The sequence below is a fragment of the Mycobacterium sp. RTGN6 genome, assembly GCF_033804605.1.
Taxonomy (GTDB): Bacteria; Actinomycetota; Actinomycetes; order Mycobacteriales; family Mycobacteriaceae; genus Mycobacterium.
The window spans coordinates 105937-128698 of sequence record NZ_JAPZKZ010000007.1; the positions used below are offsets into that span (position 1 = coordinate 105937).

Annotated in this window: 24 protein-coding genes; 8 read left to right on the plus strand and 16 right to left on the minus strand. The window is 68.4% G+C overall.

Annotation, left to right across the window (positions count from 1 at the left end; all coding sequences use genetic code 11):
- Nucleotides 1-6: 6 nt before the first annotated feature.
- The 6 genes from SLQ33_RS18335 to SLQ33_RS18360 form a co-directional block, all read right to left on the minus strand.
- The gene (locus SLQ33_RS18335; RefSeq protein WP_319455288.1) at nt 7-396 is read right to left on the minus strand and encodes a YchJ family protein; all 390 of its coding nucleotides are present in this window, start codon (nt 394-396) and stop codon (nt 7-9) included.
- On the minus strand, nt 393-1304 hold the full coding sequence (bla, locus tag SLQ33_RS18340; RefSeq protein WP_319455289.1) for a class A beta-lactamase: 912 nt from the start codon (nt 1302-1304) through the stop codon (nt 393-395). Before bla ends, SLQ33_RS18335 begins: the two co-directional genes overlap by 4 nt.
- A complete protein-coding gene (locus tag SLQ33_RS18345) occupies nt 1301-2602 on the minus strand; it encodes a pitrilysin family protein (protein WP_319455290.1) in 1302 nt (433 codons plus the stop codon). The genes bla and SLQ33_RS18345 overlap by 4 nt, the downstream gene beginning before the upstream one ends.
- Complete coding sequence (locus SLQ33_RS18350) at nt 2580-4874, minus strand: polyribonucleotide nucleotidyltransferase (protein ID WP_319455291.1); 2295 nt, start codon at nt 4872-4874, stop codon at nt 2580-2582. The genes SLQ33_RS18345 and SLQ33_RS18350 overlap by 23 nt, the downstream gene beginning before the upstream one ends.
- 329 nt (nt 4875-5203) lie before the next feature.
- Nucleotides 5204-5473: a 30S ribosomal protein S15 gene (rpsO, locus tag SLQ33_RS18355; RefSeq protein WP_319455292.1), complete on the minus strand. Its 270-nt coding sequence runs from the start codon at nt 5471-5473 to the stop codon at nt 5204-5206.
- A 97-nt stretch (nt 5474-5570) separates the two neighbouring features.
- On the minus strand, nt 5571-6545 hold the full coding sequence (locus tag SLQ33_RS18360) for a bifunctional riboflavin kinase/FAD synthetase (protein WP_319455293.1): 975 nt from the start codon (nt 6543-6545) through the stop codon (nt 5571-5573).
- A gap of 81 nt (nt 6546-6626) precedes the next feature.
- Here SLQ33_RS18360 and mntR point away from each other — a divergent pair, with 81 nt between their 5' ends.
- A complete protein-coding gene (gene mntR / locus SLQ33_RS18365; RefSeq protein WP_319455294.1) occupies nt 6627-7334 on the plus strand; it encodes a manganese-binding transcriptional regulator MntR in 708 nt (235 codons plus the stop codon).
- Between the two features lie 10 nt (nt 7335-7344).
- On the opposite strand, the gene SLQ33_RS18370 is transcribed toward mntR, so the two are convergent.
- The 5 genes from SLQ33_RS18370 to SLQ33_RS18390 form a co-directional block, all read right to left on the minus strand.
- Nucleotides 7345-7899: a helix-turn-helix domain-containing protein gene (locus SLQ33_RS18370; RefSeq protein WP_319455295.1), complete on the minus strand. Its 555-nt coding sequence runs from the start codon at nt 7897-7899 to the stop codon at nt 7345-7347.
- 231 nt (nt 7900-8130) lie between these two features.
- Nucleotides 8131-8790, minus strand: a complete 660-nt coding sequence (locus tag SLQ33_RS18375) for a TetR/AcrR family transcriptional regulator (protein ID WP_319455296.1) — start codon at nt 8788-8790, stop codon at nt 8131-8133.
- A gap of 92 nt (nt 8791-8882) precedes the next feature.
- Nucleotides 8883-9773: a tRNA pseudouridine(55) synthase TruB gene (truB, locus tag SLQ33_RS18380; protein ID WP_319455297.1), complete on the minus strand. Its 891-nt coding sequence runs from the start codon at nt 9771-9773 to the stop codon at nt 8883-8885.
- Nucleotides 9770-10432 (minus strand): 4'-phosphopantetheinyl transferase, encoded by a 663-nt coding sequence (locus tag SLQ33_RS18385; RefSeq protein ID WP_319455298.1) that lies wholly within the window; start codon nt 10430-10432, stop codon nt 9770-9772. Before SLQ33_RS18385 ends, truB begins: the two co-directional genes overlap by 4 nt.
- 31 nt (nt 10433-10463) lie before the next feature.
- Nucleotides 10464-11420, minus strand: coding sequence for a metallophosphoesterase (locus SLQ33_RS18390; RefSeq protein WP_319455299.1), 957 nt, complete (start codon nt 11418-11420; stop codon nt 10464-10466).
- 154 nt (nt 11421-11574) lie between these two features.
- Between SLQ33_RS18390 and SLQ33_RS18395 the strand changes: the two genes are divergently transcribed.
- Nucleotides 11575-12159: a DUF3558 domain-containing protein gene (locus SLQ33_RS18395; RefSeq protein ID WP_319455300.1), complete on the plus strand. Its 585-nt coding sequence runs from the start codon at nt 11575-11577 to the stop codon at nt 12157-12159.
- Here SLQ33_RS18395 and SLQ33_RS18400 read toward each other — a convergent pair.
- Nucleotides 12156-13220, minus strand: coding sequence for a hypothetical protein (locus SLQ33_RS18400; protein WP_319455301.1), 1065 nt, complete (start codon nt 13218-13220; stop codon nt 12156-12158). The genes SLQ33_RS18395 and SLQ33_RS18400 overlap by 4 nt on opposite strands.
- 8 nt (nt 13221-13228) lie before the next feature.
- Nucleotides 13229-14371 (minus strand): sulfotransferase, encoded by a 1143-nt coding sequence (locus SLQ33_RS18405; protein WP_319455302.1) that lies wholly within the window; start codon nt 14369-14371, stop codon nt 13229-13231.
- A 113-nt stretch (nt 14372-14484) separates the two neighbouring features.
- Here SLQ33_RS18405 and SLQ33_RS18410 point away from each other — a divergent pair, with 113 nt between their 5' ends.
- Complete coding sequence (locus tag SLQ33_RS18410) at nt 14485-16125, plus strand: CocE/NonD family hydrolase (RefSeq protein ID WP_319455303.1); 1641 nt, start codon at nt 14485-14487, stop codon at nt 16123-16125.
- Here SLQ33_RS18410 and SLQ33_RS18415 read toward each other — a convergent pair.
- Complete coding sequence (locus SLQ33_RS18415) at nt 16114-16662, minus strand: DUF1802 family protein (protein ID WP_319455304.1); 549 nt, start codon at nt 16660-16662, stop codon at nt 16114-16116. The two genes, SLQ33_RS18410 and SLQ33_RS18415, sit on opposite strands and share 12 nt — an antisense overlap.
- Nucleotides 16663-16698: 36 nt before the next feature.
- Complete coding sequence (locus tag SLQ33_RS18420; protein ID WP_319455305.1) at nt 16699-16968, minus strand: DUF2277 domain-containing protein; 270 nt, start codon at nt 16966-16968, stop codon at nt 16699-16701.
- Nucleotides 16969-16998: 30 nt separating this feature from the next.
- On the opposite strand from SLQ33_RS18420, the gene SLQ33_RS18425 reads away from it, so the two are divergent.
- From SLQ33_RS18425 to SLQ33_RS18445, 5 genes are all read left to right on the plus strand, one after another.
- Nucleotides 16999-17766 (plus strand): enoyl-CoA hydratase, encoded by a 768-nt coding sequence (locus tag SLQ33_RS18425; RefSeq protein WP_319455306.1) that lies wholly within the window; start codon nt 16999-17001, stop codon nt 17764-17766.
- Nucleotides 17766-18329, plus strand: a complete 564-nt coding sequence (locus tag SLQ33_RS18430) for a class I SAM-dependent methyltransferase (RefSeq protein ID WP_319455307.1) — start codon at nt 17766-17768, stop codon at nt 18327-18329. Before SLQ33_RS18425 ends, SLQ33_RS18430 begins: the two co-directional genes overlap by 1 nt.
- Before the next feature lie 227 nt (nt 18330-18556).
- Complete coding sequence (locus SLQ33_RS18435) at nt 18557-19249, plus strand: hypothetical protein (RefSeq protein ID WP_319455308.1); 693 nt, start codon at nt 18557-18559, stop codon at nt 19247-19249.
- Nucleotides 19250-19358: 109 nt separating this feature from the next.
- Nucleotides 19359-19994, plus strand: coding sequence for a hypothetical protein (locus SLQ33_RS18440; protein ID WP_319455309.1), 636 nt, complete (start codon nt 19359-19361; stop codon nt 19992-19994).
- Between the two features lie 66 nt (nt 19995-20060).
- Nucleotides 20061-21413 (plus strand): sigma-70 family RNA polymerase sigma factor, encoded by a 1353-nt coding sequence (locus tag SLQ33_RS18445; protein ID WP_319455310.1) that lies wholly within the window; start codon nt 20061-20063, stop codon nt 21411-21413.
- 5 nt (nt 21414-21418) lie between these two features.
- Here SLQ33_RS18445 and SLQ33_RS18450 read toward each other — a convergent pair whose 3' ends face one another.
- A complete protein-coding gene (locus SLQ33_RS18450) occupies nt 21419-22717 on the minus strand; it encodes an MATE family efflux transporter (protein ID WP_319455548.1) in 1299 nt (432 codons plus the stop codon).
- Nucleotides 22718-22762 lie beyond the last annotated feature (45 nt).

The window sequence follows — 22762 nt, forward strand, 5'->3', positions numbered from 1 at the left end:
CCAGACTCAGTCGAAGACCTCCCCGTCCACGTAAAACCATCGACGGGCTCTAATGGCGAACCGGGACTGCTCGTGCAGCGTCCCGGTTCGTCGGCCTTCCCGGTAGCGCGCACGGAACTCGACCTCGCCGTGCTCGTCCCCGGGTTGCCCCGCCACGGTGTGCAGGATCTCGAGTCCTATCCACGTCGGCCCGTCGCCCGACACAGGCTGCTCGGGGCGCGTGCGCGGATGCCATGTCGCCCATACGTATTCGAAGTTGCCCACCGCGTAGGCGCTGTAGCGCGCCCGCATCAGTTCCTCGGCGGTCCCGGCCTGGCGTTCGCCGCGGTGCAGCGGCAGGCAGCAGCGACCGAACGGTTCGCCGGTGCCGCACGGACACGGGTCGGTCGGAATCACCGGGGCGGCTGCTCGGGCGTCAGATACGGCAACACGAGGGTCGTCAGCTCGGCGATGAGTGGCCGCAGGTTCTGCGCCTTCGGGTCGTCGGATCGCGACCGGGTCATGAACGCCAGCATCATCCGCTGCTCTGCCGGGCCGTATACGATCCCGACGTCGTTGGTGCTGCCGTAGTCACCGCTGCCCGTCTTGTCGGCACTCGTCCAGCGCGGCAGCAGGCCCTCCCGCATGCTCGACGTCTGGGTGCCCCGCATCCAGTCCTCCAGCTGCTGACGCTCCGCCTCACCAAGCGCGTCGCCCGTAAGTAGCTTCCGGTAGCCAGTGCCGAGAGCGCGCGGCGTACTGGTGTCCCGCGGATCGCCGGGGACCGCCGAGTTGAGCTCGATCTCCCAGCGGTCCAACCGGGTTCGGTCGTCACCGATGCTGCGGGCGAAGTCGGTGACCGCCGACGGCCCGCCGATCGCGCGCAGCAGATAGTTGGCGGCGGCGTTGTCGCTGCGTTGCAGCGCCGCCGCACAGAGTTCGCCGATCGTCATGGGCTGCCCGACCCTGGTCTCGGTGAGCGGGGAGTTCGGCAGGATGTCGGCGGCTTCGATGGTCACCGGGTCCGTCAACTTGAGCTCTCCCGACGTCGACATCTGCAGCACTCGCGCGGCCGCATACGCCTTGAAGGTCGAGCACATCGCGAACGGGTCGTCGGCACGGCGCGCGACGAACAAATCGGAGTCGAGGCTCTGCGCGAACACCCCGGCAAACGCGTTGTGCCGCTTCTCGAGTGCGTCGAAGCGCTCGGCCAGCGGCGGCAGTGGTTCGGCCGGGTCGGTGACCGTCGGTTGGCGCGTGCACGCGGCCGCCGCGGCGACGGTCAACCCGCCGACGAAGAGCTGCCGCCGCGTGAACGACATCAACCAGCCAGGGCCCGAAGGGGTTTGGGCAGCGACCGCTTGGACCGGTGCGGGCCGAGTACGGCGGCGCCGAACGGTCGGCTCAGCAGCTGTCGCGCTACCGCGTTGACCTCCTCGACGGTGACCGCTTCGATGTGCTCGAGGCTGCGGGAGACGCTTCGGTGCTCGCCGTAGTTGAGCTCGCTGCGGCCGATGCGGTGCATGCGCGAGCCCGAGTCCTCGAGGCCGAGCACCAGCCCACCACGCAAGGCGCCCTTGGCGATACGACACTCCGACTCGGTGATCCCGTCGCGGGCGACCTCGTTCAACACGTCGGTGGTCACGTTGACCACCTCGTCGAACCGCTCGGGCTGACACGCCGCGTACACCGACAACGCACCGGCGTCGGAGAACGTATCGACTGTCGAGTACACCGAGTACGCTAAGCCGCGCGTTTCCCGAATCTGTTGGAACAGACGCGAACTCAACCCGCCGCCCAGCGCGCCGTTGAGCACCGACAGCGCCCACCGATGGTCCCAGTTCCGCCCCGGCGTCCGCACCCCCATGAACACGTGGGTCTGCTCGCCGTCGCGATGAACCACCCGCAGCGTCGGCTCGCCAGGCACGCGGCCGGTGCCCTTGCGCGGACGCACCGGCTCGCGTCCGTTCACCAGCCGCGGGCCGAAGTACTCCCGCACCAGGGCCACGACGCGGTCGTGGTCGACGTTTCCGGCGACCGCGACGACCATTCGCTCGGGCGTGTAGCGCCGGAGGTGGAACGAATGCAGCTGCGCGCGCGTGATCGCCGAGATCGACTCGACGCTGCCGATGACGGGCCGCCCGACGGGATGCTCGCCGAACATCGCCGACAGGAAGACGTCACCCAGGGTGTCCTCCGGGTCGTCGTCGCGCATCGCGATCTCCTCGAGCACGACGTCGCGTTCGACCTCCACGTCCTCGACAGCGCAGCGTCCCCGCAGCACGACGTCGGCCACCAGGTCCACGGCCAACTCGAGGTCTGTGTCGAGCACGTGCGCGTAATAGCAGGTGTGCTCGCGCGCGGTGAACGCGTTGAGCTCGCCGCCGACGGCGTCGACCGATTGCGCGATCTCCACCGCCGACCGCGTCGGCGTCGACTTGAACAACAAGTGCTCGAGGAAGTGCGCGGCGCCGGCGACGCTGCGACCTTCGTCGCGCGAACCGACGCCGACCCACACCCCCACCGAAGCCGAGCGCACCGACGGTACGTACTCGGTGACGACGCGCAGTCCACCCGGAAGGGTGGTGCGCCGGACCGACTTAGCTGCTGGCGGTCGCGGCATCGGCAGGCTGAGCGCCCGTGTCCGTATCCGAAGCGGGTCCGTCGCCGTTCGTGGTTTCGGCGGCCTCGTCCTCAGCGACGAGGATCAACGAGATCTTGCCGCGGTTGTCGATGTCGGCGATCTCCACGCGGAGCTTGTCACCGACCTTCGCCACGTCCTCGACCTTGTTGATGCGCTTGCCGCGGCCGAGCTTGGAGATGTGCACCAGCCCGTCACGACCTGGCAACAGCGAGACGAACGCGCCGAAATCCGTTGTCTTGACCACGGTTCCGAGGAAGCGCTCCCCGATCTTCGGCAATTGCGGATTGGCGATGGCGTTGATCTTGTCGATCGCAGCCTGCGCCGCCTCGCCGTTGCTCGCACCGACGAACACCGTGCCGTCGTCCTCGATCGAGATCGACGCGCCGGTCTCCTCGGTGATCGAGTTGATCATCTTGCCCTTGGGCCCGATGACCTCGCCGATCTTGTCGATCGGCACCTTGATCGTGGTGATCCGTGGGGCGTACGGGCTCATCTCGTCGGGCTCGTCGATGGCCTCGGCCATGATCTCGAGGATGGTCAGCCGGGCCGTCTTGGCCTGAGCCAATGCGTCCGCGAGCACCTGCGAGGGGATGCCGTCGAGCTTGGTGTCGAGCTGCAGCGCGGTGACGAACTCCTTGGTGCCTGCGCACTTGAAGTCCATGTCTCCGAACGCATCTTCGGCACCGAGGATGTCGGTCAGGGTGACGAAACGCCGCTCGGTGCGGCCGTCGACCTCGACGTCATCGGACACCAGGCCCATGGCGATGCCCGCGACCGGCGCCTTCAGCGGCACACCGGCGCTCAGCAGCGACAGCGTCGACGCGCAGACCGAACCCATCGACGTGGAACCGTTGGAGCTCAACGCCTCCGACACCTGACGGATGGCGTACGGGAACTCCTCGATGCTTGGCAGCACGGGCATCAGCGCCCGCTCGGCGAGCGCACCGTGGCCGATCTCGCGCCGCTTCGGCGAGCCGACGCGACCGGTCTCACCGGTCGAGTACGGCGGGAAGTTGTAGTGGTGCATGTACCGCTTGGAGGTTTCCGGTCCCAGCGAGTCGATCTGCTGGGCCATCTTGACCATGTCCAGCGTGGTGACGCCGAGGATCTGGGTCTCGCCACGCTCGAACAGGGCACTGCCGTGGGCGCGCGGCACCCAGTTGGTCTCGGCCTTGAGCTCGCGGATGTCGGCGATGCCGCGGCCGTCGATGCGGAAGTGATCGGTCAGGATGCGCTGGCGGACCAGCTTCTTGGTCAGCGACCGGAACGCGGCGCCGATCTCCTTCTCCCGACCCGCGTAGGTCTCGGCCAGCCGCTCGAGCACCTCGACCTTGATCTCGTTGGTGCGATCGTCGCGGGCTTCCTTGCCCGCAATGGTCAGCGCCTTGCTCAGCTCGTCGGTGGCCACCGCGGACACCGAGTAGAGGACGTCGTCGCCGTACTCGGGGAACAGCGGGTAGTCCGCGGTCTCCTTGCCGGCCGCGTCGGCCAGCTCCTGCTGGGCCTTGCAAAGCACCGCGATGAACGGCTTGGCGGCCTCGAGGCCCTCGGCCACCACGGCCTCCGTCGGCGCACCCGCGCCGCCGGCGATCAGGTCGATGACGTTGTCGGTGGCCTCGGCCTCGACCATCATGATCGCGACGTCGGCGTCGTCACCCGAGCCGACGACGCGGCCCGCGACGACCATGTCGAACACGGCGCCTTCCAGCTGCTCGACGGTGGGGAAGGCGACCCACTGGCCGCCGATCAGGGCGACGCGCACGCCACCGACGGGACCGTTGAACGGCAGCCCGGAGATCTGCGTGGACGCCGACGCGGCGTTGATGGCCAGCACGTCGTACAGGTCCTTCGGATCCAGGCTCAGGATCGTCACGACGACCTGGATCTCGTTGCGCAGCCCACTGACGAACGTGGGACGCAGCGGCCGGTCGATCAGGCGACAGGTCAGGACGGCGTCGGTGGACGGCCTGCCCTCGCGGCGGAAGAACGAGCCGGGAATGCGGCCCGCGGCGTACATCCGCTCCTCGACGTCGATCGTCAAGGGGAAGAAGTCGAAGTGATCCTTGGGGGTCTTGCTGGCCGAGGTGGCCGACAGCAGCATGGTCTCGTCGTCGAGGTACGCGGCGACCGCGCCCGCAGCCTGCTGCGCCAGCCGGCCGGTCTCGAAGCGAATGGTGCGGGTGCCGAAGCTCCCGTTGTCGATGACGGCGGTTACTTCGAACGCGCCGTCGTCATTGCGTGTTGCAGACATGACGTACGTCAGGCCTTTCTGAGATCTCTATGGTTCTCGTTTGTACTTTTTTGCGTCGTCACGCGAGCACCCGAGAAATCCCGACGGCCGTCGATCGAAGCGGCCGGAATCCAATACTCCGACCGCCACTACCGAAGACCGCCCAAGCGAAGGCCGAGTCTCCTGGTGACGCACTGGAACGGTGCACGCGGATGTGCGCAGACCGCACCCGATGTTCGAGCCGAACAGGCTCAAAACAAGTTCACTTTACACGGACGCCGACGAACGATTACCGACGCCCCGTCCTACGACAAGTCCTCCACACACACCGTGAACTGGCGTTCGTGGTGTCAGCGACGCAGCCCAAGCCGGCCGATGAGCGTGCGGTAGCGCGCGACGTCAACCTGCTCGATGTACTTCAGCAGCCGCTTGCGGCGCCCCACCAGGAGCAGCAGCCCGCGACGCGAGTGGTGGTCGTGCCGGTGCACCTTGAGGTGCTCGGTCAGGTCGGAGATCCGCTTGCTCAGCATGGCGATCTGCGCCTCCGGAGAACCGGTGTCAGTGTCATGCAGGCCGTACTGGCCGAGGATTTCCTTCTTCTGGGCGGTAGTGAGCGCCACGAAACAACTCCATCTATTTCAGTCCGCGAGGATGAATGAACGCACGGCCGCCGCGAACTGCAGCACGCGCTTGGTCGTCGGAGAGTCTAACAGTGCACTAGTGCGCAGACAGAATCGTGCGGGCCTTGTCGGTGTCCCCGCCCATCGCGGTGACCAGATCGTCCACCGAGTTGAACCGCTCCTGGCCCCTGATGCGGGCGACGAAGTCGACGGCGACGTGCTGACCGTAGAGGTCGGCGTCGGTGTCCAGCACGAATGCCTCGACGGTCCGCGTGCGGCCCGAGAACGTCGGGTTGGTGCCCACCGAAACGGCGGACTGATAACGCTCCCCAGGGATGACGGTGCCCATTACGGGTCCGTGGCCCAGCACCGTGAACCAGGCCGCGTACACGCCGTCGGCCGGAATGGCCGAGTACCCCGGCGGCGCGACGTTGGCGGTCGGGAAGCCCAGCCCCTTGCCGCGACCGTCGCCACGGACCACCACGCCCTCGACGCGATGCGGACGGCCGAGCGCCTCGGTGGCGGCCACCATGTCACCGGCGTCCACGCACGAACGGATGTAGGTCGACGAGAACGTGACGCTCTCGTCGCGGTGATGTTCGGCCACCAGCGACATGCCCTCGACGGCGAAGCCGAACCGCTCGCCGGCCTTGCGCAGCATCGCGACGGTGCCAGCGGCCTTCTTGCCGAAGGTGAAGTTCTCCCCCACCACGACCTCGACGACGTGCAGGCGCTCGACGAGCAGTTCGTGGATGTAGCGCTCCGGGGTCAACTTCATGAAGTCCGGGGTGAACGGCACGACCAGGAAGACGTCGATGCCCATCTCCTCGACGAGCTCGGCCCGGCGTGTCAGCGTGGTCAGCTGCGCGGGGTGACTGCCCGGGAAGACGACCTCCATGGGATGGGGGTCGAACGTCATCAGCACCGTCGGTACCCCGCGTGAGCGACCAGCCTTGACGGCGTGGTTGATCAACTCCGCATGTCCACGGTGAACCCCGTCGAACACACCGATGGTGACGACACATCTGCCCCAGTCCGTGGGGATCTCATCCCGGCCCCGCCAGCGCTGCACGACCGCTAGCCTACGGCGCGGCCGTCGCCGCGGCGGCGCGAGATCCCCAGATCAAGTGATGATTGCCTAAACTTTGTGAGCGTGAGTCCTGACGGTAACCAGCGCGACCTCTCGACGGTGGCCCAGGACTATCTGAAAGTCATCTGGACCGCCCAGGAATGGTCACTCGAGAAGGTCAGCACCAAGATGCTCGCCGAGCGCATCGGGGTGTCGGCGAGCACGGCCTCGGAATCCATTCGCAAGCTCGCCGACCAGGGCCTGGTCGACCATGAGAAGTACGGCGCGGTGACGCTGACCGACGCGGGCCGCGATGCGGCGTTGGCGATGGTGCGCCGCCACCGGCTGATGGAGACGTTCCTGGTGCGCGAACTCGGCTACAGCTGGGACGAGGTGCACGACGAAGCCGAGGTGCTTGAGCACGCGGTCTCCGATCGGATGCTGATGCGCATCGACGCGAAGCTGGGCTTTCCCACCCGCGACCCGCACGGCGACCCGATCCCGGCCGCCGACGGGAGGGTGCCCACCCCGGACGCCCGGCAGCTGTCGGTGTGTTCGGACGGTGAGGTGGGCGTCGTCGCCCGGATCTCGGACGCCGACCCCGAGATGCTGCGGTATTTCGACAGCGTGGGCATCAGCCTGGACTCGCGGCTACGGGTGCTGGCGCGCCGCGACTTCGCGGGCATGATCTCGGTGGCCGTCGAAAACAAGGCGGCACAGGGCAACGTCACGGTGTCGACCGTCGACCTGGGAAGCCCTGCCGCACAAGCGATCTGGGTGGTAGCAAGCTAGCGAGTGGCAGTCAGCCCCGACGGGCGACCAGGCCGTCGACCAGCAGGTCGAGCAGCCGGGAAGACTGTTCGCGCGAACCGCTGGCCAGGAAGATGCCCAGCAGGCTCGCCACCACGTCGTCGGCCCGCACGTCGGCACGCAGGCTTCCGTCCGCATGGCCGGCCCGCAGGAGTTCGTCGGCGGCGCCGAGCACGCTCGCCCGGGTCTCCGCGGGTTCCACCGCACCCGACTCGAAGACCGCCCGCAACGACTCGGCCATCCCGCGCTTGGCGGCGACGAACTCTGCGCAGCGGTCCATCCAGCGGCGTAGCGCCGCCGCGGGCGGATGGTCGCCGAGCAGTTCGGATGCCGACGCCGAGACCTCGGCGAGCTCCGCGCGGTACACGGCCTCGACGAGCGCTTCGCGGTTCGGGAAGTGCCGGTACAGGGTGCCGATGCCCACTCCGGCATCGCGGGCGATGGCCTCGAGCGACACCTGGCCGTCGGCGGCGGCGAAGGCGGCAGCCGCCGTCGCGAGTAGGCGCTCGCGGTTGCGGCGCGCGTCGGCCCTGACCCGGTCGGCCATGGCTGAGGTTCCTCCGGTTTCGCTAGCGTCGATCCAAGGGGAGATTCCTCCCGCCTAGCGGCAGTATCTCACCAGGGAGCGCGCGAAACCGGTGACGATTCGACTGATCAAGAATTGCGGCCCCCAGGGGTCGGGGGCACCGCCAAGGGCGGCACCCCCGATCCGGGCGGCACCTCCCCGCTGCCACCCCAGTAACATACCTTCAGGTTGGCATCTAAGCAACGCCAGGCGTTAGCTGCCGGCGCCAGTCGACAGGGCCGCCTCAATGTCGCCGCGAAGGTGCGATCGCGCTCTGGCCCAGCGCCTCTGCAACCGGTCCTGGTCGCCGTCGACGAAGCTGGAAATCAGGAGGCCGCGGATCGCGTCCATCGTGGTGTAGGCGGCGTGGCGCAATTCCTTCTGAGCCGCTTGGTCGGGCAGGATCTGGACGATGGCGGCGAACACGCCTGCGGTGACAACCGGCTCCACTCGCTCGATCTGAGCCGCAAGCACCCTGTCGGTACGCGACGCGATCCATAGCTCGATGGTGGCGACGAACACTGGGCCTTGGTGAAGCGACCATAGAAAGTCCAGAATCGCCGTTGCGGTGTCGGGGTTTTCGCGGATCATCCAGAGGTCACCGATCGCCTTTTGCGCCCGTTGATGGGCCAGGTGCTCGATCGCGGCGACCACCAGATCCTCCTTCGCCCGGAAGTGGTGGATCTGCGCTCCCCTAGTGACGCCGGCTTGTTGCGCGATGCGGTGGGTGGTGGTGCCCGCGTAGCCGTACGTGACGAGACAGTCGATGGTGGCGTCGAGTAGCCGTTGCCGCATCGCGGCGCTGCGTTCGGCCTGTGTTCGCCGCCCGCTGCGCGTCTCGACTGGATCAGGGGTGCTGACTGGGCTTCCCATCGTCGGCTGACAACCTCGGCACCGAGCGTACCTTTCAAATCGAGCACCGCCGCGCGTGGCCGAAAAGCTTTGCCGAAGCGAAACCTTCGCCGTTACAACGTCGCAGGACGCAGGACGACCACCGAGCGGGTGCGCGGCCCGTCGTCGGCCAACAGCGCGACGACGCTGCCGTCGGGTGCCGTCGCCGCGTACACACCGTCGACACCGGCCGGATCGAGGGCGCGGCCGTGGCTCACCGACTCCGCCTCCTCGGCGCTGAGGTCCCGACGCGGATAGGTCAGCAGACACGCCTCGTCGAGCGAATGGCTCAGCCGCGGAGAGTCGGCAAGCTCGTCGACGGTGTGCGCCTCGTCGAGTCCGAAGCGTCCAACCCTGGTGCGCCGCAACGCCGTCAGGTGGCCGCCGACCCCGAGCGCGGCGCCGACGTCGCGGGCCAACGCCCGGATGTAGGTGCCCGACGAGCAGTCCACCGCGACGTCGACGTCGACGAAGTCGTCCACGCGTCGGATGCCCAGTACGTCGAATCTCTCGATGCACACCCGGCGCGAGGCGAGTTCGACGGCCTTGCCCTCTCGGACCAGCTTGTACGCCCGCTGGCCGTCGACCTTGATGGCGCTGACGGCAGACGGGATCTGGTCGAGGTCGCCGCGGAGGGCGGACACGGCCGCCTCGACTCCGGCATCGGTCACGTGTCCGGCCGGAACCGTCTGCAGCGCTTCGCCTTCGGCGTCCTCGGTGGAGGTCGTCTGGCCGAGCCGGATGGTGGCGTCGTACGACTTGTCGGTCGCAATCAGCAGGCCGAGCAGCTTGGTGGCCCGCTCGATGCCGATCACCAGCACTCCGGTCGCCATCGGGTCGAGCGTGCCGGCGTGTCCCACCTTGCGGGTGCCGAAGATGCGACGACACCGGCCCACCACGTCATGGCTGGTCATGCCGGCGGACTTGTCGACGATCACCAGACCCGGCGAGACCGTCGCGGTCACAACGCGATCGCCGTCAGGGCCAATCCGCGGCGGACCGTCCAGCGCCCGGCGAGCGCGGTCAAGGGCGGACCGGATTCGGCGGCGGGGTCGATGAGGATCTTCGATCGGAAGGTCCCTGCCGATCCGGACCCGTCGACCTCGAACGTGATGTGCGCGTCCTCGAAACCTAGCCAACGGTGCGTCAGCGGGAACCACGCCTTGTACGTTGCCTCCTTGGCGCAGAACAGGATCCGGTCCCAGTGCAGCCCGCCAGGCAGCGCCTCGAGCTCCGCGCGCTCGACGGGCAGGCTGATGGCCCCGAGCACGCCCTTCGGCAGGACGCCGTGCGGTTCGGCGTCGATGCCCACCGACCGCACCTCGGCCCGCCTACCGACGACGGCGCCGCGAAAGCCCTCGCAGTGCGTCAGGCTACCCACGATGCCGTCGGGCCAGCACGGTTCGCCCTTGTCCCCCTTGAGGATCGGCACTGGCGCCACGCCCAGCTCGCCGAGCGCCTCGCGGGCGCAGTAACGCACGGTGACGAACTCGTTGCGGCGCTTGGCCACCGACCGGGCGATCAGCGGTTCCTCTTCCGGTAGCGGCGCGAGGTCCGATGGGTCGTCGTACAGTTCGGCGGTTGCGACCACCGTGGGCAGCACCCCCGACAGCATCGAGCTCATGCGCGGTGCCCTCTGCTCTTCGCGCAAGCCCTCATCGCCTGTCCCGAATGCGCTGCTGCATCTTCTCCGCGCCTGCGCGCATCTCGGAGGTGATCTCGAAGTGGCCGCCGAACTCGTTGAGGTATCCGGGCGAGTACTTGGGGTCCGGCAGGATCTGGCGCAGCCACCGATACGGCTTGCGGCGCCGCCACTCTCGCGGGTAGCCGACCGATACTTCCTCGAACCGCACGCCGTCGTACCACGTGGTCCGCGGGATGTGGAGGTGCCCGTAGACCGAGCACAGCGCGTTGTAGCGCGTGTGCCAGTCCTTGGTGGCCGTGGTGCCGCACCACAGCGAGAACTCGGGGTAGAACATCGCGTCGCACGGTTCGCGCACCAAGGGGAAGTGGTTCACCAGGATCGACGGCGTCAACCAATCCAGGTCCTCGAGCTTCTCGCGCGTCTGCTTGACGCGGTCGCGGCACCACGCGTCACGGGTCGCGTACGGCTCCGCCGACAGCAGGAACTCGTCGGTGCCGACGACGTTGCGTTCGCGGGCCACCGCGAGCCCCTCGGCCTTCGTGGCGGTGCCCTCCGGCAGGAAGGTGTAGTCGTACAGCAGGAACATCGGCACGATCGTCGCGGGACCACCCTCGTCGGTCCACACCGGAAACGGGTGCTCCGGCGTGACGATGCCCATCTCGTCGCACATGTTGACCAGGTAGTCGTAACGCGCCTGGCCGAAGATCTGCATCGGGTCCTTGTTCGTGGTCCACAGCTCGTGGTTGCCGGGCACCCAGATCACCTTGGCGAAGCGCTTGCGGAGCAGATCCAGCGACCAACGGATGTCGTCGGTGCGTTCGGCCACGTCGCCCGCGACGATCAGCCAGTCGTCGGGCGTGGCCGGATGCAGGGATTCCGTGACGGGTTTGTTGCCGGTGTGCCCGATGTGCAGGTCACTGATCGCCCAGAGCGTGGGAGCGCGACGTTCGCGGGACGGGCTGGACACAACTAGCCAGCCTACTCGTGAGCTGTGCAAGAAGCCGCCCGGCAACTAGAACATGTTCTCGTTTCCTGTCCGATCGTCCGCCGCGGACTTGTACACTCCCCGCAATGGCCAACCAATGCGCGCGGCGGAGCCGCCCAGACGGTAGGGGGACGTGATGGCCGCCAAACTGCGGCTGCTGTCGGCGATGTGCGCACTGGTCGCGGCGGTGATCGTGGTGTGGCAGACCAACCCGACCGGCGCGCTCGGCACTGGTGGCGTCGACCTGCGGTCCACGTCAGCACCCCTGAGCAATGTCTCCACCAGCATCAAGTGGCCGGTGATCGAGACCGTCAACCCGCGCCCGTTCGACGCGTGCGAGGACGTCCCGCTCGACGTCATTCAACGCATCGGGCTGGCCTTCACTCCGCCCGAGCACGAGGACGGACTGCGCTGTCACTACGACGCGGGCAACTATCAGATGGCCGTCGAGGCGTTCGTCTGGCGCACCTATGAGGCGACGCTGCCCCCCGACGCCGTCGAACTCGACATCGCCGGGCACAGGGCCGCGCAGTTCTGGATCATGAAGCCCACCGACTGGAACGACCGTTGGTGGGTCACTTGCATGATCGCGTTCAAGACGAGCTACGGCGTGCTTCAGCAGTCGTTGTTCTACTCGCCGGTGTACGCCGCCGACAACGTCGACTGCCTGCAGACCAACATGCAGCGGGCGAACGAGCTCGCGCCGTACTACAAGTTCTAGTCGGCGACGAGCTGGTCGGTGGGGATCGACCGCTCCAGCATGCCCATCGTCTGCTCGCCGTCCCACGTGTAGCGCACCCCGGCCTGCTGCAGCGCGGGGAAGGTCCAGTTCGCCATCAGCGCGAGCTGGTCGGGCGGTATGTCGCTGGGGTCGGTGATGTCGTGCGTGGACAACACCGTCTCCCCCGCGATCCGCACCGTGCCGTCCGCGGTCTCCAGAACGACCGACACGTCCTCGCCGAGCGGCTGTAGCCTGCGCAGCCACGGTGCCTCGACGACGCGCGCGGGGATCAACTCACCGTCGCCGGAGAATACGTAGCCCTCGTTGAACGTGGGTTGGCCGTCGGGCCGCGGCGGATACGCGATGTAGCCGAACGCCCGGCCACTCGGAAACAGAGCGGACTGCCAGCAGTGGCCCCAGAAGCCCTCGAGCTTGCGGACGCCCTGACGCCGGATGCGCAGGCCGCTGCCCGAGAACGAGTGTTGGTCGTCGCCCACCCGGAGCGTGCCGCGCGCCCGAAACAGCTGCTCGTAGCGGGGCCCGCCCATCAAGTCGCCTTCGACCGACTCCTTCAGCTGAGTGGCCGACTGCGCGTCGAGCGCACCCTGGATCCACGGCGGGACGGCGAGTTTGGCCTCGACGTCGAACTTCACGTCGACCAGCGGCCCTGTCTTGCGGCCCTCGATCAGGTTGGCCGACGACGTCTCCATCAACTTGCCATCGAAAGTCACGCGCCACGTGTCGAATTCGCGCACGCATTCGAATCCGAGCGGGCCGCCGCCGAGCACGGTCGGGCGCCCCTCCGGCCCCGTCGTGGGCCAACTCGGTCCGTCCTCGCGGGTCCGGTAGACCCTGCCGTCCGGGAACGCCACGTTGACCTGTACGGCATGCGCCTCCCACTGGGATGCCAGCGCTTCGATGCCGACGCGCGGCAGGCCCATCTCGCCGCGTTCGTCGAACACCCAGAAACTCACCGAGTCGCGCATCTCGGGGTTGTCGGGCCGCTCGGCGAAGGGGAGTTCGCGGTTCGGGTCGATGCCGCCGGTCAGATCGATCGCCATGTGTGGGGTCACCCTTCTCGGTTGGTCCAGCGTTGCGCGTGCTCGACGTAGCCGGCGAACATCGGCCGGAGCGCATCGAGGTCGAGCCCGAAGTCGGCGGGATCGGCGTGTCGACTCGGCTCGCGGTTGGCTGCATTGTGCTCCCACCAACTCGTCATCTGCTGCTCGAACTCGGCGCCGACCGGTTCGCCGAGCCACGCGTACAACCCGCGCACCTCGCCGATCGGATCGTCCGCCATGGCGCGGAAGTCGATGTCGTAGAACCGGTGGTCGGCGCCGCCAGCTTGACCCGGTGAGCGAAACTCGACCGCCCGGTCCATGCCCACCGACCAGTGCTCGACGTTGAGCCGGCCGAGGTAGTGGCGGTCGAGGTCATCGCTGAAGCCGCCGACCATGTCGGCGTACAAGTCGACCACCGACAGCAGCACGTCGGTGGGATCGCGGTGCGTCATGACGAACCTCGCGTCGGGAAAGACGCTGTCGAGCGCGTCGAGCGACAAGACGTGTGACGGCGACTTGAGTCGCCATGGCCGCGGCCGCTCCCCGAACTGCATCAGCTTGAGCACCCGCTTCTCGAACAGGTAGGTCGACGTGAAGTCGGCGCCGGACACCAACCAGTCCGAGTACTCCGGGATGCTCGCAAAGGCTTGGTAGATCTGCGATTTGAAGTCCATCGCCATGATGTCGAGGCATTCCATTGGATCGTGCGTGTTGTGCGGCACGTGGAAGCGGCTGCCGACGACGACCTGCTCGTCGGAGGGGATGCGTGGGTCGACGCCCTGCACCGTCGACGCCGGCGGGCACGGTTCGGAGGATTCCCAGCGGCGCACGTAGCGGACGTCCGGGTCCTGGGCCAGCAGGCACGACAGCGCCGTCGACCCAGTGCGCGGCAGGCCGAGCCCGAACAATGGTGCCTCGATCAGGATGTCGTCGATCTCGGGATGGCGGCGGTACCAGTCCTCGACGTGCAGTCGCTGCTCGAGATACCCGGCGATGCGGGCGTAGAGGAACCCTTCGCCGCGGGCGTTGAGCCGCGCCGCGTCCAGCGCCCGCAGCAGGATCTCCAGCCCCTCGCGGAACGCGTCGTCGCCGAAGTCGTCGAGACCGGTGCGGGCGACGGCCGCGCTCACGAGTTCGTCGGGTGACGCCACGCCGCACCTCCTCGAGATATTCGAGACAGTACCCTGCCTCTAATTCAGGGCACCGTCAAGGGCGCCGGACCCGCCGCCAGGAATTTTTGTAACCTGCAGATGTGCCCCTCCGAATGAGTGCCAAGCGGCTCGCCTCCCACGGGTTGGCCCGGCTGTTCCGCGTTCCTCCCCCGACTTCGGACTTCACCGTTCGGCGCGATGTCCGAGTCCCCATGCGCGACGGCGTCGACCTGCTCGCCACCCACTACTCTCCGAGCACGCCCGAACCCGCGGGCACACTTCTAGTGCGATGCCCGTACGGGCGCGGCTTCCCGTTCGCGACGTTGTTCGGCGCCATCTACGCGGCCCGCGGCTATCACGTCGTAATCCAGAGCGTCCGAGGCACTTTCGGGTCGGGCGGCGAGTTCAACCCCATGGTCAACGAGGTCGCCGACGGGGCCGACACGGTGGCCTGGCTTCGCACCGAACCATGGTTCACCGGGTCGTTCGCCACCTTGGGGCTGTCCTACCTCGGCTTCACCCAGTGGGCGCTGCTGATGGACCCGCCGCCCGAACTGAAGGCGGCGATCATCAGCGTCGGACCGCACGACTTCAACGCGTCGACGTGGGGCACCGGCTCGTTCTCGCTCAACGACTTCCTGGGTTGGAGCGACATGGTGTCCCACCAGGAGGACGGCAACCAACTTCGCGCCGGGCTCCGCCAGGCCCGCGCCGGGCGCATCGTCAACCGCACGTCCAACCAACTTCCGCTCGGCGAAACCGGCCGGACCCTGCTGCGCAGCGGCGCACCCTGGTACGAATCCTGGCTCGAACACCCCGACGCCGACGATCCGTTCTGGGAACCGATGCGGCTGACCGCGGCACTCGACCGCGTCGAGGTCCCGGTGCTGCTGTTCAGCGGGTGGCAGGACATCTTCTTGGCGCAGACGTTCGAGCAGTACCGCCACCTGCGTGGGCGGGGCGTCACCACCGCGCTGACCGTCGGGGCGTGGACCCACACCCAGCTGATGTCCAAGGGCGCACCCGTCGTGGTCCGGGAGACCCTGTCCTGGCTCGACGCGCACCTGCGCGGGCGACCCGTACCGCCCCGCAGCCCCGTTCGGGTCGAGGTCACCAAACACGGCTGGGTCGACCTACCCGACTGGACGCCGGCCACGACGGAGCGGATCCTGTATCTGCAACCCGCCCACCGGCTTTCGGAAACCCCGGCAGACGCCGCGGCGGCTCCGTCGACGTTCACCTTCGACCCGGACGACCCCACGCCCACCATCGGCGGTCGGCTACTGTCCCCCGAGGGCGGCTACCGCGCCGACGGCGCGCTGGCGAAGCGCGCCGACGTGCTCGACTTCACCGGCGATCCGCTCCCGGCCGACCTGTACGTGGTCGGCACCCCGGTCATCGAGCTCGCCCACACCTCCGACAACCCGCACAACGACGTCTTCGTGCGGGTCAGCGAGGTCGACGCCAAGGGCCGGTCCCAGAACGTCACCGACGGATTCGTCAGGCTCACAACCGATTCCGGATCGGTGCGACTCGAGCTCGACGCCGTTGCGCACCGCTTCAGTGCGGGTTCGCGGATTCGGGTCATCGTCGCGGGCGGGTCGCACCCCCGCTTCGCGCGGAACCTTGGCACGGGTGAACCCGTCATCAGCGGGCGATCGACGAAACCGGCCACGCACACCGTATTCCACGGCTACGGAGGTCAGTCGCGGCTGACCCTGCCGACGGGAACCCGGCCGCCGTCAGCCGACTGAGTCGCGGACGCGGTCGACCACGTCGGCGAGCGCCGCGTCGTCGTGCACGGGATCGGCCCACTGCGGGCGCAGCGGCAGGTCGACCCAGCTGACGCAGCCCGCGTACTCGGGGGTGCGCGCCAAGCGCGTCGGAACGGCCAGCGGAATCGCCTGCACCACGAGCGCGGTGAGGCGATGCCGAGGCCGGAAGTCCACCCGGTCGGCGCGGACCGACGCCGCGGTCCAGATGTGCAGGTCGGCGATCTCCTCGAGCGCCTCCGGCCGGTTCACCTCAACGGCGGCAACGACCTTCGCCCCGCCCCGGATCACTAAGGCCTCCTCGGTACTGTCGGCTGCGGCGGCGTCGAGCAGGGCGCGGTACTCGGGGCGCACCCGCTCGAGGTGACCGTGTGCGACCGTCGGGAAGAACACGAACTCCGGGGCGCTCAACGCGAACCGCTTCTCGTGAATGCCGCCCTTGCGCAGCAGCACCGTCTGACGGCCGTCGAGCATCGCGTGGACGGCCGCGCTCCACTCCTTGAGCGCGGGTGTGCTCATCCCAATCCCCTGGTCGCTTCGCTCCTGCCCGCCGAATCAGCCCCTGGCCGCGATCCGCGCCCGGACCTCGGGACGGCGCAGCGGCGGCACGGTCTTCGGCGGCTGTTTGCGCGGCGCCAGCTGCGACAGCAGCCGCGTGGTGGTCGCCGTGACCTCTGCGACGGCGGCTTCGAACGCGGCCTCGTTGGCGCCGGTCGGGCGGGTGATCCCGCTGACCTTGCGGACGTACTGACGCGACGCGGCCTCGATCTCTTCTTCGGTGGCGACTGGCTCGAGCCCGCGCAGCTCGGTGATGTTGCGGCACATGCCTCAACCATAGGTGGATACGGTGAACCCATGCCCGACACCGATGACGACGCCGTCCTGCTGATCGACACCACCGACCGCGTCCGCACGCTGACGCTGAACCGCCCGAAGGCACGCAACGCGCTGTCGTCGGCGCTGCGCACCCGGTTCTTTCGCGCCCTGCGTGATGCGCAGGCCGACGGCGACGTCGACGTGGTGATCGTGACCGGGGCCGACCCGGTGTTCTGCGCGGGACTCGATCTCAAGGAGCTCGGCGACACCACCGAACTGCCCGACATCTCCCCCAAGTGGCCGCCGATGACGAAGCCGGTCATCGGGGCGATCAACGGTGCGGCCGTTACGGGCGGCCTCGAACTTGCGCTGTACTGCGACATCCTCATCGCCTCGGTGCACGCCAGGTTCGCCGACACCCACGCCCGCGTCGGGTTGCTCCCGACGTGGGGCCTGTCCGTGCGGCTGCCGCAGAAGGTGGGCGTCGGGCTGGCCCGCCGGATGAGCATGACCGGCGACTATCTGTCCGCGTCCGACGCCCTGAGGGCCGGCCTCGTCACCGAGGTCGTCGCCCACGACGAGCTGCTGCCCACCGCGCGGAAGATCGCCGCGTCGATCGTCGGCAACAACCAGCGGGCGGTACGGGCTCTGCTCGAGTCCTACCACCGCATCGACGACCGGCAGACCAGCGCCGGACTATGGATCGAGGCGGCGTCGGCCACCCAGTGGATGAGCGTGGCCAGCGGTGACGACATCGCCGCCAACCGCGCCGCGGTCATCGAACGCGGCCGGACGCAGGTGCGCTGATGAACGAGGCACATCAGATGTGTGGCAGCGACGAGTGGCGCCAGGCGATGCGCGAGGTGATCCTGCCATGGGCGTTGGGCGACACCGACCTTGGTGACGACGTGCTCGAAGTCGGGCCAGGCTACGGCGCCACCACCGACGTGCTGAGCCAGGCGGTGCCAAAGTTGACGTCTGTCGAGATCGACCCCGAGCTCGCCGCGATGCTGCGTGAGCGGTTCGCTGACGTGCGATCGGTCGAGATCGTCAACGCCGACGCCACCACGCTGGCGTACTCAGACAAAAGCTTCACTGGCGCAGCGTGTTTCACCATGTTGCATCACGTTCCGACTGTCGCGTTGCAGGATCGGCTGTTCGGCGAGATCGCCCGGGTGCTGCGGCCGGGTGCTGCGTTGGTGGCCAGCGACAGCCTGGCCAGCGACGAACTGGCCGCCCATCACACCGACGACACGTACAACCCCGTCGACCCCGCGTCGCTACCGGACCGCCTCGCCGCGGCCGGATTCGAGCGAATCGACGTGCGCACCAACCCCTTCGGATGGGCAGTCGTCGCACATCGCGGCTAGCTAGGGATTCACCCTTGCCAATAACGGTCAAATGATAGGGAAACACCCGATGAGTCGGACCGCCTCCGCGCGCTAGCTTTGGCACCTCATCAGCTCGTTGGGGGCGCATTCACGGCGCCCACTGTCGACTACCAGGGGGACCTGCCATGCTCAAAACACGGGTATCAGCATCACTTGCCATCGCGGGTGCCTTCGCCGGCGCCACTATCGCTTCGGGGATCTTGGCGATGCCGGTCGCATCCGCGGACACACTGCCCAACGGGCTCACGGTGACCTGTAGCCCAGATAGCGACATCCACGCGACTTGCATCATCGGCGGCTGCCCGCGAGTGAACGGCGATTACGTCGTCGACGCCCTGCACGTGATGACCCAAGCCGGCGGTCAGCGGGAGTTCGACTTCAAGTGCATCAACGGTCAGACCCACAGGCATGGCTTCGACGTTTACGGCCCGACTACGTTTGGTGTCCAGGCGTGCCGCAAGAAGGACTTCGAGGGTGATTGGTGCACCCCGTATGCGGACTACACCTACACACCGCCGGTCAAGGCCGCGCCGCCGCCGCCGCCACCCGTTGTTGTACCGCCCCCGCCGCCGCCACCGCCCGTCGTCGTCCCCGATCCGCCGAAGGTGGCGCCGACGAACGCCGTCACGATGAACATCTCCGTTTCGATCGGCAGCGCGAGCGTCGACATTGCGAGCAGCGCGGACATCCCAGGCAGCTGCACGTACAACGCGACGGCACCGCTGCTTCCGTCAGTCAACAAGAAATTCGACCTTGCCCCCAACGGGTCGACGAGCTTCACGACGCTCTCGCCGCCGCTGCTCGCGACGTACCACGTGGTGCTGTCGTGCAAGGGTCAGTTCGACGGCAAGACCGTTGAGTTCGGCCACGTCGAGCAGGACGTGACGGCCGCCGGCTAGGAAGACGTAGCAACTAGTCGCGCAGAAAAGTGTGCGACTAGAGGCCGATGGTGGCTCCTACCTGTGAACGCCTGCAAATTGCAGGCCGAACAGAGCTAGGAGCACCATCGTGAGCACAACGTTTTCCACCGATCCCGACGCCAGCACCGTCGCGGCCCCGTGGTCGTCCGCACCGTCGGAGGATCCGACCTTCGCCGACGATCCGGACGCACGGGCAAAGACCGGCGCGCTGAAGCTATTCACCGCGTCCTGCCTGATCGCCGGGGTGGCGGCGCTCGGCGCCGTGCTCTTCGCTGGGTCCGCCCCGGTGGACGTCGTGATACCGGGCGTGACCGGGACCGACCTGGCCCCTGCTGCCCCGACGTTGCCGTCACCGATCGTCGCCGCGCCGCCCGTCTCCGAAGCACCTGCGGCGCCCACGCCGCAGCCCAAGCCAGTCGCATCCGGACCCTCGGCACCGGCCTCCCCCGCGCCCGAGGCCCCCGCGTCGCCGCCCGAACCGAGCGTTCCCGCGTTCGACGACGTCATCGTCCTGCCCCCGCTACCGCCGCTGCCGCCACTTCCTCCCCTGCCCGACCCCAAGCCGCCGATCATCAAGACGCCACCGCCGAACGACGTTCCGCCGATCATCAAGACGCCGCCGCCGACGTTCGTTCCGCCCATCATCAAGACGCCCATGCCGCCCGTGCCGCCCGATCCGCCCAAGCCCACATTCAAGGGGCCGACCGACCTGACCGATCAGTGACCCTTGTCCGCCCGACGACTTGGTGTTGCAATGACCGAACGACGCAGGTCGCCGGGGAGTGTGGTGATGACCGCAGCAATGAGTCCGAGTCCGGGACGGCCGCCGACAGACGCCGAACTCGCGACTGCGGCCGCGCATGGCGACCGGCGGGCGTTTGCGCTCATCTACGACAGGTACGCCGACCGGCTGCACGACTACTGCGTGGGCATGATGCATGACCGCGACGCGGCGGCCGACTGCGTGCAGGACGCGTTCTGTACGGCGGCCGATGCGCTCGGCGGGCTGCGCGACCCCGACAAGTTGCGACCCTGGCTGTACTCGATCGCGCGGAGCAAGGTGCTGCACCACATCCGCGACCACCGCCGCGAAACGCTGGTGGCCGAACACTTCGACTCGTCGTCGGACGATCCCGGGCCCGACACGATGGCCGGTCGCGGCGAACTGGCGATGCTGGTGGCCGAGGCCGCGGGCGGACTCAGCGAACGCGATCAGCAGGTGCTCGACCTCACCTACCGGCATGGGCTGGACGGAGCGGAGCTCGCAGAAGTGCTCGGAGTCAGCCAGACCAACGCGAACACGATGGTGCACCGGCTGCGCGACACCGTCGAGCGGTCCCTCGGGGCGCTCTTGGTGTCTCGGCGAGTGCGCAACACCGGCGGCTGTGAGGAACTTGCCACGATCCTCGCCGGGTGGGATGGCCACTTCAATGTCCTTATGCGCAAACGAATCTCACGACACATCGAGGCGTGTGACGTCTGCGACGAGGAACGGCGGCGACTAGTGACCCCCGCCGCACTCTTGGGCGGCGCACCGGTGTTCATCCCCGCACCCGAGTGGCTGCGCGAGGCCACGCTAAGGGACGTCGAACTCGTCAGCCACAACACGTCGCTGACCACGAGCGCGGATCGCGGGGAGCGTTCGTCGTGGCTGCCGTTGTCCCTGTTCGCCGCCGCGCTGGTCGCCGTCATCGGGGTGAGCGCCCTGTGGCTGACGCGCGACGACCCCGTCACGCCCGTCGACGACAGCACGACCCTGCCGCAGTCGGCGACGCTCCCGCCGCTGGCGCCCGCCATTCCGCCACCGACCATCGCTCCCGAGCCGACGTCGACCCGACGGGCCGTGCCGACCGCGGCGACCACGCCGGTGTGGACCCCCACCCCGACGCCACCACCCGTGACTCCGGAACCTGCGCCGCCCGCACCGCAACCCGACCCATCGACGCCCCCCGCGCCGGAGCCCGAAGTGCCACCGGTGCCGCCGGTCATCGTGGACCCGCCGCCCCCACTCGACCCGGGCCGGCTACCTGGGGTCACCGACCCCACGCCACCGAACCCGAGACCGGGAGGCAGCGGTCCCACGGGTCTGGCACCGATCCCGGCCACGCTGGTAGTACCGCCGCCGCGGTCGCCGGCGCCCTGACTGAATCACGCCGTGCCGGCCACGAGCCATCGCCCCGACCATGTGCGCCAGCCGACGAACACCAGCCTCAGCACCATGAACGTGGTCAGCCCTGACCAGATGCCGAACAGGCCCCAGCCGAACACCAGTGACAGCCAGATCAATGGGAGGAACCCGACCAACGCGCTCGCGAGGGTCGCGTTGCGCATGAACTTCGCGTCACCAGCACCGAGCAGCACCCCGTCTAGCGCGAACACGATGCCCGCGACGGGCAGTTGGGCCACCAGGAACCACCACGGCACGCCGATTTCGTCGAGCACCGAGCGGTCGCTGGTGAACAGCGTCGGCAACACCGCCGCGCCCACCGCGAACGCCGACGCCAGCACCGCCGCGGCCAGCATCGAGAACGCCGTCACCCGCCAGGCCACCGACTTCGCATGCGCCAACTGGCCCGCGCCGAGCGCCGCACCCACCAGCGACTGTGCAGCGATGGCCAGCGAATCCAGCACCAGCGCAAGGAAACTCCACAGCTGCAGCACCACCTGGTGTGCGGCAACGGCGGCCACCCCGAAGCGCGCCGCGACGGCCGCGGCCGAGACGAAGCACGCCTGGAACGCCATGGTGCGCACTACCAGGTCGCGGCCCATCACCACCTGCGCGCGCAGTACGTCCGGACGCACGCGCAGCGGAACCCGTTCAGCCAGCAGCGCGCGGCAAAACAACAGCCCCGCCAGCCACTGACCGACCAGGTTGGCCACCGCCGAGCCGGCCAACTCGAGCCGCGGCAACCCCAGCCACCCGTAGACGAGCAGCGGGCACAACACGGCGGACACCGCGAAGCCGAACACCACGTAGCGCAGCGGCCGCGCGGTGTCCTGAACGCCGCGCATCCAGCCGTTTCCCGCCAGCGAGATGAGGATGGCCGGCGCGCCAAGCACGGCGATCCGAAGCCACGGCTCCGCCTCGGCCGCAATCACGCCGCCGTCGGCGATCACGGCGAGTAGCGGCACCGCGGCGGCCTCGACCACGACGACGACGAAGAGCCCGAGCCCGACGGCCAGCCACGTCGCCTGCACGCCCTCGCCCACGGCCGACGCTCTGTCCCCCGCGCCGAAGAACCGGGCCGCCCGCGCCGTCGTCCCGTAGGAAAGGAAAGTCAGCTGCGACGCGACGAGCGACAGGATCAGCCCACCGATGGCCAACCCGGCGAGCGCCAGCGCACCGAGGCGGCCCACGACTGCGATGTCGAACAGCAGGTAAAGGGGTTCGGCGGCCAGCACCCCGAGCGCGGGCAGGGCCAGCGCCGCGATGCGCCGACTGGTCACCGCATCGGGCTGGTCGGCCGACTCAGCCAAAGCGCGCGCTGACGG

Coding starts and splice junctions, on each gene's coding strand:
- SLQ33_RS18425 (WP_319455306.1), top strand. CDS start 16,999: ATGCCCGACACCGATGACGACGCCGTCCTGCTGATCGACACCACCGAC.
- SLQ33_RS18420 (WP_319455305.1), bottom strand. CDS start 16,968: ATGTGCCGCAACATCACCGAGCTGCGCGGGCTCGAGCCAGTCGCCACC.
- SLQ33_RS18345 (WP_319455290.1), bottom strand. CDS start 2,602: ATGCCGCGACCGCCAGCAGCTAAGTCGGTCCGGCGCACCACCCTTCCG.
- SLQ33_RS18350 (WP_319455291.1), bottom strand. CDS start 4,874: ATGTCTGCAACACGCAATGACGACGGCGCGTTCGAAGTAACCGCCGTC.
- SLQ33_RS18395 (WP_319455300.1), top strand. CDS start 11,575: ATGGCCGCCAAACTGCGGCTGCTGTCGGCGATGTGCGCACTGGTCGCG.
- SLQ33_RS18370 (WP_319455295.1), bottom strand. CDS start 7,899: ATGGCCGACCGGGTCAGGGCCGACGCGCGCCGCAACCGCGAGCGCCTA.
- SLQ33_RS18410 (WP_319455303.1), top strand. CDS start 14,485: ATGAGTGCCAAGCGGCTCGCCTCCCACGGGTTGGCCCGGCTGTTCCGC.
- SLQ33_RS18435 (WP_319455308.1), top strand. CDS start 18,557: ATGCCGGTCGCATCCGCGGACACACTGCCCAACGGGCTCACGGTGACC.
- SLQ33_RS18430 (WP_319455307.1), top strand. CDS start 17,766: ATGAACGAGGCACATCAGATGTGTGGCAGCGACGAGTGGCGCCAGGCG.
- SLQ33_RS18375 (WP_319455296.1), bottom strand. CDS start 8,790: ATGGGAAGCCCAGTCAGCACCCCTGATCCAGTCGAGACGCGCAGCGGG.
- SLQ33_RS18445 (WP_319455310.1), top strand. CDS start 20,061: ATGACCGCAGCAATGAGTCCGAGTCCGGGACGGCCGCCGACAGACGCC.
- SLQ33_RS18385 (WP_319455298.1), bottom strand. CDS start 10,432: ATGAGCTCGATGCTGTCGGGGGTGCTGCCCACGGTGGTCGCAACCGCC.
- SLQ33_RS18400 (WP_319455301.1), bottom strand. CDS start 13,220: ATGGCGATCGATCTGACCGGCGGCATCGACCCGAACCGCGAACTCCCC.
- SLQ33_RS18415 (WP_319455304.1), bottom strand. CDS start 16,662: ATGAGCACACCCGCGCTCAAGGAGTGGAGCGCGGCCGTCCACGCGATG.